The organism is Paraburkholderia caballeronis (assembly GCF_900104845.1).
Lineage (GTDB): Bacteria > Pseudomonadota > Gammaproteobacteria > Burkholderiales > Burkholderiaceae > Paraburkholderia > Paraburkholderia caballeronis.
Map to the genome: position 1 here is coordinate 2,345,433 of NZ_FNSR01000001.1, position 15,982 is coordinate 2,361,414.

Annotated in this window: 9 protein-coding genes; 3 read left to right on the forward strand and 6 right to left on the reverse strand. The window is 64.7% G+C overall.

Annotation, left to right across the window (positions count from 1 at the left end; translation table 11 throughout):
• Positions 1 to 11 precede the first annotated feature (11 nt).
• From BLV92_RS10550 to BLV92_RS10565, 6 genes are all read right to left on the reverse strand, one after another.
• A complete protein-coding gene (locus tag BLV92_RS10550) occupies positions 12 to 1,451 on the reverse strand; it encodes a UbiA family prenyltransferase (protein ID WP_090544637.1) in 1,440 nt (479 codons plus the stop codon).
• A 289-nt stretch (positions 1,452 to 1,740) separates the two neighbouring features.
• Positions 1,741 to 1,950, reverse strand: a complete 210-nt coding sequence (locus tag BLV92_RS10555) for a CPCC family cysteine-rich protein (RefSeq protein WP_090544638.1) — start codon at positions 1,948 to 1,950, stop codon at positions 1,741 to 1,743.
• A gap of 121 nt (positions 1,951 to 2,071) precedes the next feature.
• Positions 2,072 to 2,215 carry a hypothetical protein gene (locus tag BLV92_RS32015; RefSeq protein WP_167627011.1) on the reverse strand — a complete coding sequence of 48 codons (144 nt, stop codon included), beginning with the start codon at positions 2,213 to 2,215 and terminating at the stop codon, positions 2,072 to 2,074.
• A 153-nt stretch (positions 2,216 to 2,368) separates the two neighbouring features.
• A complete protein-coding gene (locus tag BLV92_RS31485; protein WP_143040669.1) occupies positions 2,369 to 2,635 on the reverse strand; it encodes a hypothetical protein in 267 nt (88 codons plus the stop codon).
• A 119-nt stretch (positions 2,636 to 2,754) separates the two neighbouring features.
• Positions 2,755 to 11,688 (reverse strand): hemagglutinin repeat-containing protein, encoded by an 8,934-nt coding sequence (locus BLV92_RS10560; RefSeq protein WP_090544639.1) that lies wholly within the window; start codon positions 11,686 to 11,688, stop codon positions 2,755 to 2,757.
• Between the two features lie 241 nt (positions 11,689 to 11,929).
• The gene (locus BLV92_RS10565; RefSeq protein ID WP_090544640.1) at positions 11,930 to 12,802 is read right to left on the reverse strand and encodes a LysR family transcriptional regulator; all 873 of its coding nucleotides are present in this window, start codon (positions 12,800 to 12,802) and stop codon (positions 11,930 to 11,932) included.
• Between the two features lie 119 nt (positions 12,803 to 12,921).
• On the opposite strand from BLV92_RS10565, the gene BLV92_RS10570 reads away from it, so the two are divergent.
• The 3 genes from BLV92_RS10570 to aat all read left to right on the forward strand — a co-directional run bounded on the left by BLV92_RS10570 (position 12,922) and on the right by aat (position 15,981).
• Positions 12,922 to 14,391 (forward strand): MFS transporter, encoded by a 1,470-nt coding sequence (locus BLV92_RS10570; protein WP_090544641.1) that lies wholly within the window; start codon positions 12,922 to 12,924, stop codon positions 14,389 to 14,391.
• A gap of 282 nt (positions 14,392 to 14,673) precedes the next feature.
• Positions 14,674 to 15,219, forward strand: a complete 546-nt coding sequence (locus BLV92_RS10575; RefSeq protein WP_090544643.1) for an NUDIX hydrolase — start codon at positions 14,674 to 14,676, stop codon at positions 15,217 to 15,219.
• 9 nt (positions 15,220 to 15,228) lie between these two features.
• Positions 15,229 to 15,981, forward strand: coding sequence for a leucyl/phenylalanyl-tRNA--protein transferase (gene aat / locus BLV92_RS10580; protein WP_090544645.1), 753 nt, complete (start codon positions 15,229 to 15,231; stop codon positions 15,979 to 15,981).
• The last annotated feature ends 1 nt before the right edge of the window (position 15,982 follow it).

Below are 15,982 nucleotides of genomic sequence, written 5' to 3' on the forward strand. Positions count from 1 at the left end.
GATTGCGTTACTCACAGAACCGGCAGGAAATGGGCGGCCAGCACGATCGCCACCATCAGGAAGAGCGTTCCGACACTGCCGCGATTTTCGAGCAGATGGACGATCGGATCGTCGTGCATGGCGCCGCGCACCGTGCTCACCCAAAGCCGGCCGAACAGATAGATCAGGCCGATCTGCACCAGCCAGAGCAGATGAGGCACCGCATAACGCTCGGCCGTCTCGGGCGCATTGATGAAGAGTCCGAACACGACCACCGCGGCGAGCGCCGCACCGATGCCGAACGGCCAGAGTACTTCGAGGTCGCCCACCCGATAATCGCGTCCGGCGGAAACGCGCTTGTCGTTCTGCCTCAGCAGCACCAGTTCCGAACATCGCTTGACGAGCGCGAGGCTCAGAAACGTAAGCACGGAGAAGGCCAGCAACCAGTGGCTGACGCTGATGTCGACCGCCACCGCACCGGCCACGATCCGCAGCGTGTACAGCAGGGACAGCACGATGACGTCGAGCAGCACGATCGACTTAAACCACAAGCTGTATGCGGTGGTGAACGCCAGATACAGGACTAGCATCGCAGCGAATCTCGTCGACACGGCAAACGCCAGCACGAATGCCAGCATCAACAATACCGCTGCGCAACTCGCGCCTTGCGCCAGAGACAACGCCCCGCTCGCAAACGGGCGGTTCCGCTTGCGCGGATGACGGCGGTCACTGTCGAGATCCCAGAAATCGTTGGCGATGTAGGTCGCCGACGCACCCAGCGAAAACGAGACGAACGCCAGCGCCAGCGTCGCGATCCTGTCCATGTCGAAGAACGCGAACGCGGTCAACAGCGGCACGAACAACAGCAGGTTCTTCAGGCATTGGTGCACGCGCAACGCTCTGCACCACGTCGCAAAATCGGCTTGCTCGGGCGGGAATTCGCGTTCGACGTAAACGGCTTTCCGCGCGGCAGCCGCCACGCCTGGCGACGCGCCCACCACAATCGCGCCCTGCGCCGCCGCCCAGATCGGCAGGTCGGCCTTGCTGTCGCCCGCATAGACGAAGTGCTCGCCCACGCATGCGCGGATGCTGGCCAGCTTGGCCGCACCTTTGAGGTTGATGTTCTGCTCAGTCGCGATCACTGCATCGAACACGCCGAGATGTGCGCTCACGCGCTCGGCAATCGAATGGTGCGCGGCGGTGGCGAGAATGATCGTACGGCCCTGTTTTCTTTCGGCTTCGAGATAACAGAGCAAGGTTTCCCGATAAGGAATGCTGTCCGCCTGAAAATCCGCCCGTTCAGCTATCCGGGCCTTGAACGCGGCACGTCCGGCGGCAAGCCAGAACGGCAGGCGAAGCAGATCCGCCGGGTTGCGCCTGATGATCCGGATGACGGATTCCGCGAGCGTATCGGTCGCGGTCAGCGTACCGTCCAGATCGACGACGAGGGGTAATGGGGTGAGTTCGGGCACCTGGTTTGATGGGGGTTCGGGTTGGTTCGGGTTGGTTCGGGTTGGTTCGGGTTGGTTCGGGTTGGTTCGGAGTGGGCGGCGTGCGCCACTTCCCCATAGGAATTGTTCGCTGATATAACGAGAATATTTCCCTTCCTTCGCATTCGATAGATAGGCCTTTTCGACCGCCGAAAACACGATGCAAGAGTATCTGTAGTCGTATCAATATACCGGGCAGCACCTGCCAGCATGTCCCGTCCACGCGTTGATTATTCTCGACAACAACGCCAACACGAACTGGATTTGCTTTTCAATGCACCTTTGTTTTCGTCGTTCGCCTATGCTTGCGAGCCTCATTCAGACTACTTCGATTAGCACCTCCTGCGAATGTGGGATCATCCGATTGCACCGGATCGTCTTCCCAACCGCATACAGGGCAGATTTCATACTCACCTCGCACACCAATGGTCAGGCTTTCGCAGCACGGGCCGGGTAGGCAATTTCCTTTCTCTTGCGTCATTGTTTATTCCAATAGTCCATTCCAGCCGTTGGTTTGAACATCGTTTTTGGCGCACCGCAAGCCGGTTCGTTTTTGGGCATATCACGGGTGCACTGCTCCGTAAGCCGATACCCCTTCCCGATCAAACAACGCTGAAGTTTCCTGTTTTCTCTGGCCCAAAAAGCACCAACGTCTCCGTCGGATTTCCGGTTATACGACGGGATAAAAAGCCCATTTTTTTACCTCCGCAAGCAATCCATTCCTCCCGTTTCTGTTCGTCGCTCACCCCCGCCCTTTCCCAGGAATCGGAGTGAGAGGTAGCAGGAGAAATGCGCCGTTCATACGTCTCTCCATGTGGCGCCCCATCCAGAATGATGCAACCACTCGTAATCAACCCAGCCCCGACAAGACAACCCGAAAGAAGACAATTTTTTATCATTTATTGCGCACCGCAAACTGGATAGAATTTCGACATGTTTCCGATGCACTTCCCCGTAAAGCGATAGCCCTTTCCAGTCAAGCAACCTTGAAATTTTTGATCTTCTCTAATGTAAAATACAGCGCGATCCTCGCCGGATTTCCGATTAAATGGCGGGATGAAAAGCCCGCTTTTTTTACCTCCGCAGGCAATCCAGTCGTCCCGCTTCTGTTCCTCGGTCACACCCGGTTTTTCCCAGGAATCGGAGCGAGAGGTAGGAGGGGACATGAGTCGATCATATGCTTCGCCGTGCGGCGCCCCTTCCAAAAGGATGCACCCGTAAGTACAGCATCCGGAAATTGAAATCAGGCTAATGAAACAACTCAGTAGTCGCCCATAGTTTTTTTTCATTTCAGCACCTGAAGGATGGTTGCGATCGCATTCCAGACCTGCGGCGGCAGCGCCGTTGCTGCCGCAAAGGGCGTTGCTGGCAGAATCGCTACATCCGACCAGACCTCATGCGCCGTGTGTTCAGTGGCAGACATATTCTGTTTGGTATTGCCCTGATCGTCGTATAGCCCGGCAACCTGTCCTCCAATAAAATCGTGCGTTCCCGCATACGCCTCAATAATCTGGTCCACCAGACCGCCCGGTGGATACTGGATACCCGCCAGCGTCCCCGTTGCACCCTGAATCCCGCCCGTCAGTCCCGCCACCGATTGAGCCTCTGAACTCGCCAAATAAGCGTCCACCGTGTAACCCGGCAAAAGTTGCACCTGACCGAGACTGTTCAATGCATAGCTACCATCCGAATTGGTCGCGCATAGTTCATGGCGTGTACCACAAACACTGTCCAGCGATAGCCGCGTCCCGCCGAGCTTGACCCCATCCCCGTCCACCCCTTCACTCGCCCCCGACAGGTTCGACAGCACATTGCCATTGCTATCCACCACGCCCGGCGAGAGCGACGAATTCTGGATCGACTCCTGACGCATCAGGTCCGCCGCCTCTGACAACACACCCTGCGCGGCTGCCGCCGTTACCTGACCCGACACCACGCCAATCAGCACATTGAGTATCCGCTGGTCCGTGTTCAACTGGTCGAGCTGGCTTTGAAGCTGCGCCTTCTCGTCGGGGTCCGTCGCCTCCTTGAGCTTCTTCTGCAAATCCGTACGTTGCCCTGCGACGTAGTTGGTCAGCGCGGTACTGGCCTGCTCGCTGAACTGCTGCGTTATTTTCACCTGAGCGTCGACTTCCGACTGGACCTTTGCCAGATCGAAAATCGGTGTGATGCCGGTTTGCTGGTCCCCCGTGCGCACAGACGTGTCGCCTGCGATGCCGCTGATCCCAGAACTGGTCACGCTACTCACGCTGCCATCACGCTGCGCAAAGCCAGCGCTGGACGTGCCCGCTGTGAGCCCGCCGTCAAGACTGGCGACCGGCCCGATATTGGCACTGACTCCCGTCCCCTTGTAATCAGCGTGGTTCTCGATGTCGCTCATCGTCAGCGATCCCGTCGAGAAATAATTGCTCCCGTCCTGAACCGCCGCGTCGGTGCTGGTAATTACGCCGCCCTTGAGGTCCGTGTTGCCGGAGACATTGACCTGGAACCCGCCGTCGCCAGCGTGGATGCCGGACTGCTCATTGACGCTCGCGTAGTTGCTGTCGATCTTCTCCTGGCTTATGCTCACCGACCCGCTCGACTGGCCCACGCACAGCGGCGGTACGCAAACGCTGACCGACACGCCTGCGCTCTGGTTCTTCGACTGGTAGGTACTCGTGTCCTGAAGGCTCTCGATGTTCAGGTTGCCGCCCACGTTGGCAATGACCTGATTGCCCGAAACCGCCGCGCCGATCAGGTTCGTGTCGCCGCCCGACTGGATCGCCAATGTATTGCCGGCCGCGACGTTAGTATTCGTCCAGGTCGATGAATCGCCATCGGCGTTGCCGCGGTTGCCCGAGGCGGCGGCCGTGAACGCAAGGCCCGTTTTCGAGCCAACCGTCAACGACACGCCCACACCCACGCTTCCACCGCTGCTGTCGCTCTGCTGGCTGACCGTATTCTGCGCGGCCTGGAGGTTCACCTTGCCCTCTGCCGCCAGCAGCGCGTCATTGCCCGCCGAAATCGTGCTGCCGATGACATTGACGTTGCTGTCCGCCCCGTCCCCCGCCGCAGCAATCGTCACGTTGCGGCCTGCCGATACCGTGCTTCCCACGGCGGTGCTCGACTGTGCGCCGCTGCTGCTTTGCTGGCTGCTGGCTCCCAGGGAAATGTTGATGCCAACCGTGGTCGCCGCCTTCACGGGATCGCCGCCCACGGCATCGTAGGCATTCTTCGTGGCAAGGCCTGTCGTTGCGCCGGCGAGCGCAAGCAGACGCGGATCGCCATCGACATGCTGTGCAGCAGACGTCATCTGCGTGGCCGTCTGGATCGCGGAGACAACCGGATTCGTGATGCCGATGGTGAGGCCCGCAGAATGGTATTGCTGCTGCTCCGACTGCGAAGCCGTATCGTAGACCGCATCGACCGTAACGGTCTTGCCCGCCAGCGTCACGTCCTGGCCTGCGTGAAGAACGCTGCCCGTTGCATGCAGGTCGTCGCCCGCCGTAATGTTCAGGTTACCGTTGAGCGAACCGACGATGCTGCCATTGTTCGAGACGCTCGACGCCTGATTGGTATCCGACTGCGACTGCTTGCCGATCGACACGCTAAGGCCGCTCGTGCTGATGCCCGAATGAGTCTGCTGGTAATAGCTGTCCTGTGTTACCGTATCCTGCGAGGTCGTGATGTTGACGTTGCCTTTCGCCGCCAGGTTGACATCGTTCGTGCCGACCACGCCGCTGCCCTGGACCGTCAGATCCTTGCCCGCCTGCACGTTCACCGTATCGCCCGACACCAGGCTCCCGACGCCGACATTCGCCTGCGTGTTCTGCATGGTGTCGGTTTTCGTGCTGCTCACGAAGCTGCCGCGCCGGGACTGCACCGACTGATAGCTGTCGTGCTCCTCGCGGGCCTCGTTAAGCGTCACGCTGCCTGTCGCCGCGATGTTCGCGGCACCCACGCCGGTATCGACGCCATTGACCACGCCCGCCGTCAGCGACGAGCCGGTCAGCATAACGTTACCCTTCGACGCATCGGAACTGGTCGCCTTGAGCGTGGCATTACCCCCCGCCGTGAAACTCGTGCCGACCGCCTGTTCGTCGTAGGTATGATCGACTTCCTGACGCGTCTTGCTGTCGGTCGCCACGTTGTCGAGTTTCGCCGTGTTGGTCACGGTCGTCGCCGTCAGGTTGCCACCCGCCACTGCCGCCAGGTCGCCGCCCGCCGTGACCTGCGCTCCCCTGAGCATCATGTCGTTGCCGCTCCCCATACCGAGGTTTCCACCTGCGGAAATCGCGCTTGTCTCGTTGGTGACGCTGTTTTCTTCCCAATGGTGCTTCGCGTTGTTCGTCAGCGACTGCGACGTTTCCGACTGCACCGCATCAATGGTCATGTCGTGACCGGCGGTGATGGATGCGTCACCGCCTGCCGTAATGTTGGCACCATGAACCAGCAGATCGTTACCCGCAGCCACCAGCATGTCACCGGTCGAGACAATCGTGCCCTGTGCGCCCATCAGCGTCTGGCTGACCTTGCTGTTGCCGGCCGACGCGCCGATCCCGTTTGTATCCACCAGCGTCGTGTTCGTGATGTCGTGACCCGCGATGACCGCCACCCGGTTGCCGGCGATCAGACCCGACGCATTGACGACATCGCCAGTCGCCGATACCACGGTCGTGCCGTTCGCACCGCTGCTCGCGATCGTGCCGCCCCGGTTCACGATGTTCGTGCCGGTCACGACCGTCTGCGTGCCGCCCTGGATCGTGCCGCTGCTGGTCACGCTGCCGGTTGCGTGCAGCTGCACATCGTCGGCAGCAATCAGCGCGCCGGTCGGTTGCAGGTCGTTCGCGTGCGTCTGAGCCAGATAGACCTGCGGCACCAGCACGTTCTGCGTACTGCCGTCCGGCAGCGTGACGGGCTGGTTCACGAGCCACACGATGTCGCTCGTGAGCGCGTCCATCTGCGCGGCCGTGAGCGCCATGCCGACCTCCAGACCGAACTGCTGCGCGAAGTTCACCCCGGAGGTCATCAGCGCCGTGTATTCGTCCAGCGCGCTGCTGTAGCCCTGCAGATACACGCGGCCGGTCAACTGCGTGATCTGGTTCTGCACGAGCTGCTGTTCATACAGGCCGTCGCCCAGGCGCTTTTCCACGGTCTGCGGATTCAGCCCGAGCTGACCCAGCATGTAGTCGCTGCTGATGAACTTCGTGTAGCTCGTGAAGCGCGGATCGGTTTCGACGAGGTATGCCGCATTCGGTGCCGTTTGCAGCGAATACAGGCCGCTGGTCGGCAGCGTGATGTGGAGCGACCCCGTGCTGTCCGCGACCGTCTGCGGCGCATTGACCGTTGTGGGCTGTCCGGTTGCCAGATTCACCGTCTGCCCGCGACCGCCGTCGATGGCAGTTGCCGCGCCGTTCGCCCCGAGCGTGCCGCCCGTCGCGCCGGTCGCGGAGTTCGCCGCAGCGACATTCGTGTTGTTGATGTCCGTGCCGCTGATGCTGACCGCGTTGTTCGCCATGATCGTGCCGCCCGTGCCGCCGATGGCGACCGGCGCGAGCACGACCGACGGCTGGACCACCCGGCCCACGTCACGCCCGATGTCCTCGTTCCACGCGTAGGTCGAAACGATGCCCTGCTGCTGGTACTGGTAGAGCGTCTGTCCGACGTTGTTGACGAGCGTCCCGCCGTAGCTGCCGCTGCCGGACGGATCGAGCGCTCCGTCCTGTGTCGAGCTGCCGATCTGGATCGAGCCGCCCGCTGCGATGGCGCTGTATTCGTTGTTGAGCGTGCCGACGTTCGCGAGCGTCAGGTTGCCGCCCGCCAGTAACCGGGCCTGCTGGGCCTGCGTTCCGCTTACCTGGTCCTGCTGTGTCGTCGTCGTGGTATCGCGTGCAATCTCGACGCGCTGGTAGCCATTGTGCGCATCGCTGCGCGACGCGTATTCGGTGGCCGGATCGTAGTTGACGTTCGGGTCGTACCCGTCCCAGTAGTTGACGGTGATCGTGCCGTCGCCGTTGTCGGTGACCGCGTTGTACCAGAGGGTCTGCTGCTGGCCGTTCACGTTGACGACCAGCACGTTGTCGGTGGCGTTCGGCCCCGAGGCCTGCGATATGACCTGCGACGTGGCGAACGTCGTGTTGACCGGGCTCCTGTAACCGTAGTCCCATACCTGCTGCGTGCATGACGAATGCCCGTCTGCGTTCGTCGTCGCGCATGCGATGTACTTCGTCCGCTTGGTCTGATGCAGGGTCTCGACATCGGTGGTCGCCGTTTCGACCGTGGGCGCGGGCCGGGTGTTGGTCAGCGTCTGCGCGGCGATCTCGATGTTGCCCTGCGCCTGAAGCGTGGACTGGTCGTTCGTGACGGAACTGGCACGGTTCGCCAGATACCCGCTGGCATCGCGCGTGGCGTCCGCCGCGATGTTCACATCGCCCAGGCTGAACACGTTCGCCCCGCCCGTGTTCGAGATTGCACCCGGCGAATAGAGGTTCACCTCCGATGCCCCGGCGATGATCGCCGCCGCACCGTCGTTCGCAATCGACTGCGAACCGTTGAGCGTCACCGTATTGCCGATGATGGTCGCCGTATTGGCGAGCGTCGCGCTGTTCGTCGTGACGGCATCGCCCTCGATGCGTCCTTCGTTGGTGATCGCGCCTTCTGCGTTGACTGTCGTGCTGGCGGAATTCAGGTCCGCGCCGGCCTGGTTGTCGACGTTCGCCGCGTTGACGGTCAGCGCATTGACGGCCGTGAGCGCGCCCTGACTGGTCAGGTTGCCTGCCACCGTCAGCGTCAGGTCGTGGTTGGCCTGGATCTGGTTGGCCGCGCCATGCGCGTAATCGCCGTTGACCGTCACCGCGCCATCCTCGCCAGCGATGATCGTGCCGTCGCCCGCGAGCTGGCCGGCCGTGAGCGTCAGGTTCTGGTCGCTGCCGATGGCTCCGCCCTGGTTCGCAAGCGTGCCGGTCGTGATCGCGACGCTGCCGCCGCTGCCCGCGTCGTTGCCAATCCGGCCCGAAGTGTTGTCCAGTGACGCGGCAGCAAGCGTCACCGCGCCGTTGCCGCGGATCGAGCCATTCGTGTTGGATACTGCCGCGCCCGTGCCATCGAGCGTCAGACTGTTCGCAGCCGACAGCGTGCCGCCCGAGTTGTCGACAAAGGACGATTCGTCCAGCGTCAGGTCATGGCCCGCCACGATCTGCCCGCCGTGGATGTTCGACAGCGACTGGCCGGAAACCGTCACGTCGCCATTGCCGCCGATCACGCCCGCGCCCGCCGTGCCGGCCGTGTTGCTGTTCGTGACGGTCCCGGCGTTGACTGCCGTAGCGCCCGTGCCGGTATTCGCGACCCGGCCCGACGCATTGTCGAGCGATGCGCCCGACACCTGGAGCGTGCCGTTCGCGCCGATCTGCCCGCCCGCGTTGGCGATCGCGCCCTGCGCGGACACCGAGGCGTCACCGCTGGCCTGGATCAGGCCCGCCGTATTGTCCAGCGTGCTGCCCGACTGCGTGGACAATGCACCGCCCGCCACCAGCGAACCGCCGCTATTGTCGATGCCGCCGCCCGATATCGACGCATCGCCGTTGCCGCCGATCAGGCCATTCCCCGTGTTCGTGAGCGCGCCCGACGCCGCCACGGTGGTGACGCCCGTACCGGCGTTGGCAATCGTGCCACCGTCGTTGGCGATCGTTTGCGCGGCAACGCCAAGCGTACCCTCCGCCTGCACCGTGCCGCCTGCGTTGTTGAATGCGCCCGTGTCCGAAATGGACACAGCCTGCGCGGTGATCTGCCCGCCCGCGCGGTTGTCGAGCGAACTGGCGTGGATCGTGGCCGACGACTGCGCGGCGAGCGTGCCACCCTGGTTCGACACGGCTGCGGCCTGCACGTCGAGCGCGCCGTTGGTCGCGAGCGTGCCGCCGTTGTTCGACAGCGAACCCGTGGAAACGGACAGCGTACCGGTGCCCGAGTCCGCTATCGCGCCGCTGTCGTTGACGAGCGTACCCGCGTCAAGCCTCAGGTCCGTGCCGTTTGTCTGCAACAGGCCGCCGGTGTTATCAAGTGCACCCGTTACTGCGACGCGGGTCGTCCCGGTACCGGTCTGCGTGATCGTGCCGCCGCGGTTCGCAAGCGTGCCGGCCTGAAGCGCAAGCTGTGCGGCGGCGAGCCTGCCATTGCTGTTGTCGAACGTGCCCGCCGATACCGACGCTGCCCCGTTGCCGCCGATCTGGCCGCCCGACGTATTCGTGAGCGCACCCGCCGCCGTAACGGTAGTGGCGCCCGTGCCACCGTTGGCCATCACGCCGCCGTCATTCGCGATGGACTGTGCCGATACGCCCAGCGTGCCGTTGGCCTGTACGGAGCCGCCCGCGTTGTTCAGCGTTCCGCTGTTCGCGATGGAGACGTCCTGCGCGCCGATCTGCCCGCCCGCGCTGTTATCAAGCGAACCCGTGTGGATCGTGGCCAAGGTCTGCGCGGCGAGCATGCCGGCCCGGTTCGACACCGCCCCAGCCTGCACGTCGAGCGCGCCATTGGTCGCGAGTGTGCCGTCATTGTTCGACAGCGAGCCGGTCGAAACGGACAGCGTACCGGCGCCCGAGTTCGTTATCGTGCCGCCATCGTTGACGAGGGTGGCCGGCGCCAATGTCAGGTCGGCGCTGTTCGTCCGCAACAGGCCGCCGGTGTTGTCCAGCGTGCCGGATACGGCCATACCCGTCGCCCCGGTGCCAGTCTGCGTGATCGTACCGCCACGGTTCGCGAGATTGCCGGCCCGGATCGCAAGCTGTGGCGCATTGAGGGTGCCGCCGCTGTTGTCGAGCGTGCCCGCCACGTTCGCCGCGATCGAGGAACCCGCGCCGGTGGTCGCGTTCACGAGGCTCAGGTTGCCGCCCGTCGCCGTCAGGTTCAGCGCCTTGCCGGCCCAGGTCTGCGCGTTCGTCAGATCCACCGAAACGCCGTTCAGCGTGACGCTGCCCGGCGCAATGTTCTGCCCTGTGGCGGAAAGCAGGCCAAGCGCCGATACCGCGAGGTTGCCGCCATTGCCGGGCGTGCCGTCGCCGTTGATGCCCGCGCCCAGCAGGCCGGTTGACGCAACACTGCCCGCATTGATCGTGGTGTCCTGCTGCGCCGCGAGCGTGCCGCTGTTCGCAAGCGTGCCTGAGGTGCCGACCGACGCATTCTGCTGCGCGTAGATCGTGCCGCTGTTCGCGATGCTGGCCGCGTTGATGGCGACGTTGCCGCTCGCGGTCAGCTTCCCGGACTGGACAAGCTGGCCTTGCGCGGTCAGCATCAGGTCGCCCGCCTGTGCGGCGAGCGTGCCCGCATTCGCCACGCCGACGCCGTTTTCGGTTCCGACCAGGGTAATACGGTTCGCGTACATGCCGCCCAGTTGCGACACGTCGATGGAGACACCCGGCGCAGCACCGCCGCCCTGGATCGCCTGCGCGGCCAGCGTGTCGTGATTGACCGCATTCGCGCCGGTCACCACATTGAGCGTGTTCGCGTAGATCGCGGCATTCGCCTGCACCGCGCGTGCAATGAGATCCACCTGATCGACGTTCGTCGCGTTCAGGCCCGCGCCCTGCACGGCGATGCTGCCGCCGTTCACGTTGAAGCCGCTCAGGTTGCCGCTGGCGTCGAGGACCGGGCTGCCGGTCGTGAGAATCCCGCGCGTGGTGTTGATGAAGCCGCCACCGTCGACGACGATGCCCGAGCCGTTCGCGACCACCACCTCGGCCCGCTTGCCGGCGACCTCGACATAGCCGCGCAACTGCGACGGGTTGCTGCTGTTGACCTGGTTGATGATGATCTTCGCGGCATCGTTCGCCCCGAAGTTCGGGTTGCCGTTGATCTGTCCGGCCAGTTGCGTATTCGTGATGACAGGGGAGTTGTTCAAGATGGCTCCCTGTCTTTGCACGTCGAACTGCGAATACGTATTGACGGAAACGCCAGCACCCGACGGCTTCTGCACGTTGACCTGCGGCAGGCCATTGGCGGTGCCGATGACATTGGGCGCATGCGCACCGGACGGCACGATCTGCGCATCGGCAAGCCAGGGGGCAAGCCCGAACAACGCGAGCGCGGCGAACGCCACATGACGCATCGCGAACAGCGCAATCCGGCTCGTCGCACGCGACCCGGCTGCCTTTCCCTGACTGGCCTTGCCGTTGCCCGTCGCGGTTTCCTCGACCGCGACCGGCATTCCCCGGGCGGCTGACCAGACCAGCCGGTATGTGTTCTTGTTCACTCTGCAAATCGACGCCGTAAAAGGTGGCGTAGCTTGCAGTCAGCGATAAACAGCAACCATCAGAAAAATCCGAAAGAACGTCGGCAGTTCGTCCCCGTCATCCCGATCTGTTGCGTTGGCGTGGCGGATGAATAGAGCAGGACGATCCGGATCGCGGCACGATCCTTCGTCCGGCGACCTATGGATGCCATGCACGATCGCGCACACCCGCACCCGCTCGCCCTGCCCGCCTCTGCCCCGCTCAAACCAGCAACTGCCTCGCCAGCACCTCTCTCGCCCGCGTAACCGTTTCCTGCTCGCCGGGCAGCGGCGGCGTCAACGAGAAAACCGCATCCGGCAGCTTCGGCAGCTGGCCCTTCGCGCCGAGCCGCACGAGCCCTTCCCCGATCGACGACGCGCTCAGGCATCCGACGCCCAGCCCCGCCGCCAGCATCGACTGCAACCCGGCGACGCCCGACACGCTATGCACCAGCGCATAAGGAACGCGCTGCGCTTCGAGCGCATGCACGGCGATCTGGTGCAGCAGGCAATCGCCCGGCAGCAGCACGAGCGGCAGAGGCTCGGGAAGCTGTTCGGCCAGCGCCGGCGACGTCACCCAGTGCACCGGCTCGCGCCGCAGCACCCAGCGCGCATCGAACCCGCCGCCCCTGACCGGCCCGTCGGACAGATTCATCACCACGCCGATATCGATCAGCCCCTTCGCATGCGCCGCCTCGATGTCGGTGCTCTTCATCGTGCTGACGTTCAGGCTCAGTTGCGGATAACATTCGCGCAGCCGCGCAAGCATCCCGGCGACTTCGTGGGTCCGGAAATACTCGGTGATCGCGACCCGCAGTTCTCCCTTGATCGCCTGGCCGCGCAGTTCGTCGAACGCGGCCTCGTTCAGCGCCACGATGCGCCGCGCGCGTTCGAGCAGCCGCGAGCCGGCCGCGGTCGGCTCGACGCCGCGCTTGCTGCGCACGAAGAGCGGCACGCCGGCGCGCGCTTCGAGCTTGCGCATCTGCTCGCTGACGGTGGACGGCGACAGATGCAGCGCCGGCGCGGCCGCCGACAGGCTGCCCGCATCGGCGACCACCGTGAACGTCCGCAACTGATCGAGTTCGAAACCACGCATCACGCACCTCATCCAACGGAAAATCCGATGGATGGTACCATTATTTCCCGCTTTTCCGAATGATCGACCGGCGGCAGAATAGCGCCTTCGACTAATGCTTTCCTTTCCCGCAGGCTCCCATGACTGACGACGCCGTCGCCGCCACGCCCCCGCTCGCCGACGCCCCACCCGCCGACGCGCGCAGCCATCACGGCTGGGCGCTCGTGGTGCTGCTGGTCGGCGCGATCCTGCCGCCGCTCGATTACTTCATCGTGAACCTCGCGTTGCCGGCGATCCGCGACGGGCTCGGCGCGTCGGCGGCGCAACTGCAACTCGTGGTGTCGGCGTACGCGTGCGCGAACGCGGTGGCGCAGATCACCGGCGGCCGCCTCGGCGACCTGTACGGCCGCAAGCGCCTGTTCATGCTGGGGATGGCCGGGTTCGTGCTGGCGTCGACGCTGTGCGGCCTCGCGACGAGCGGCTCGGTGCTCGTCGCCGGGCGCGTCCTGCAGGGCCTGTTCGCGGCGATCCTTGCGCCGCAGGTGCTCGCGACGATCCGCAGCGTGTTCGCGCCGCACGAACAGGTGCGCGTGATGAGCTTCTACGGTTTCGTGTTCGGCGTCGCGGCGGTCATCGGGCAGCTCGGCGGCGGCGCGCTGATCAGCCTGCATCCGTTCGGCCTCGGCTGGCGCGCGATCTTTCTCGTCAATCTGCCGATCGGCGTATTCGCGCTGCTCGGCAGCTGGCGCTTCATCCCCGAAAGCCGGCCGCCGCGCGGCGCGCGCATCGATCTGCCGGGGACGCTGCTGCTGTCGCTGTTCCTGCTGATGCTCGTTTATCCGCTCACGCGCGGCCGCGAGGAAGGCTGGCCGCTGTGGATGCTGGCCTGCCTCGCCGGCTCGGTCCCGGTGCTCGGGCTGCTGCTCAAGGTCGAATGGCAGCGGCTCGGCGCGGGCCGCGATCCGCTGCTCGATCTGCGTCTGTTCCGCAACCCGGTCGTCACGCTCGGGCTGGCGCTCGCGTTCCTGTTCTACACGCTGAGCGCGTTTTTCCTGAGCTACGGCATCTGGCTGCAAGGCGGTCTGCAATGGTCGCCGCTCGCGTCGGGGCTGGCGATCCTGCCGTTCGGGCTGGGTTTTCTCGCGAGCCCGCTGCTGATGCCGCGCCTCGTGCACCGGTTCGGCGGCTACCGCGTGCTGACGCTCGGCTTCGCGCTGCTCGCGCTCGGCCTCGGCACGGCGGCCGCGCTCGCGGGCATCGGCACGCCGCCGACCGGTTTTTATGCCGGACTCGCGGCGATGGGCATCGGCCAGGGGCTCGTGCTGCCGTCGGTGGTGCGGATCGTCCTCGCGGAAGTCGAGCCGGACCGCGCGGGCGTCGCATCCGGCATGATCTCCGCGACGCTGCAGATCGGCGCGGCCGTCGGCGCCGCGACGCTCGGCGGCCTGTTCTTTTCCGCACTCGGCGCGCATCCGGACGCGTTCGATTATCGGCATGCGTTCAGGGTGTCGATGTTCGCGCTGGTCGCGATCCTGATTCTGTGCGCGGTGCTTTCGACGGCGCTCGGGCCGCTGCATCGACGCTTGCACAGCGGGGAACGGACAGCGTGACCGTGGCGAAACACTTCTGAAAGCGCAGCGCCGCTGCGCCAACGGGACGGGGAAACGAAGGACAGACGCGCAATAACCGAGCACCCGCCACTCGACACGCGTTCGTCACGAACCCTGCTTTCCCCGCACGGTTTCGCCTGCACCGCGTCGGTCATGCGACCGGCGACGCCCCGAATACCGCGGGATTCGCGCATAACGACGACCCGTCTCCCGCTCCGGCGCCCCCTGCTTGCCCGCGCGACGCGGTGATAAACTCGCACCACCATCCACCGCACCGTTCCCATGAAATTCTGCTCGACTTGCGGCCAGGCGGTCAGCCTGCGCGTGCCGCCCGGCGATAACCGCGAGCGCTATGTCTGCGCGCATTGCGGCACCGTGCACTACCAGAACCCCCGCAACGTGGTCGGCACGATCCCCGTGTGGGAAGAAAAGGTGCTGCTGTGCCGCCGCGCGATCGAGCCGCGCTACGGTTACTGGACGCTGCCGGCCGGTTTCATGGAGATGGGCGAGACCACCGCCGAGGCCGCGGCCCGCGAAACGCTGGAGGAAGCCGGCGCGCGCGTCGAGGTGCAGAACCTGTTCTCGCTGCTGAACGTGCCGCGCGTGCATCAGGTGCATCTGTTCTATCTCGCGCGGCTGCTCGACACCGACATCCTCGCCGGCGAGGAAAGCCTCGAAGTGCGGCTCTTCGACGAACACGAGATTCCGTGGGACGACCTCGCGTTCCCGACCGTCGGCCAGACGCTGCGCTTCTTCTTCGCGGACCGCGTGTCGGGCAGCTACGGGCTGCACACCGGCGACGTGCTGCGTCCGCTGCGCGACGGCTAAGCGTATCCGATGGTCCCCTGGCTCGGGCACGACGACCCGTTTCCCGCCGTCGAGCGCGCGCTCGGCGCGGCGAGCGGCGCGCCGGGACTGCTCGCGGCCAGTTCCGACCTGCTGCCCTCGCGCCTTCTCGATGCGTACCGGCGCGGCATCTTCCCGTGGTATTCGGACGGCCAGCCGGTGCTGTGGTGGAGCCCCGATCCGCGGATGATCCTGCGGCCCGACGAGTTCAAGGTGTCGCCGTCGCTGCGCAAGACGCTGAAGCGCGTGCTGCGCGACGACGCGTGGGAAATCCGCGTCGACGACGACTTCCGCGCGGTGATGCGTGCGTGCGCACAGGCGCCGCGACACGGGCAGCGCGGCACGTGGATCACCGCCGACGTGATCGACGCGTATTCGTCGCTGCATCGCGCGGGCGAAGCGCACAGCATCGAGACGTGGTTCGACGGCGAGCGGGTCGGCGGACTGTATGGCGTGTCGCTCGGGCGGATGTTCTTCGGCGAATCGATGTTCGCCGCGCTCACCGACGCGTCGAAGATCGCGCTCGCGGCGCTCGTCGCGCACCTGCGCCGGCATGGGGTCGAACTGATCGACTGCCAGCAGAACACGTCGCATCTGGCGTCGCTCGGCGGCCGCGAGATCGCGCGCCGCGCGTTCGTCGCTCATGTGCGCGCGACGGTGAACGACGCGTCGATTCCGTGGCGCTTCGACAAAAGCGTGCTCGCCGATCTGGTCCGGCGGCAGCCGGTCGATCCGGCTGCGTAAC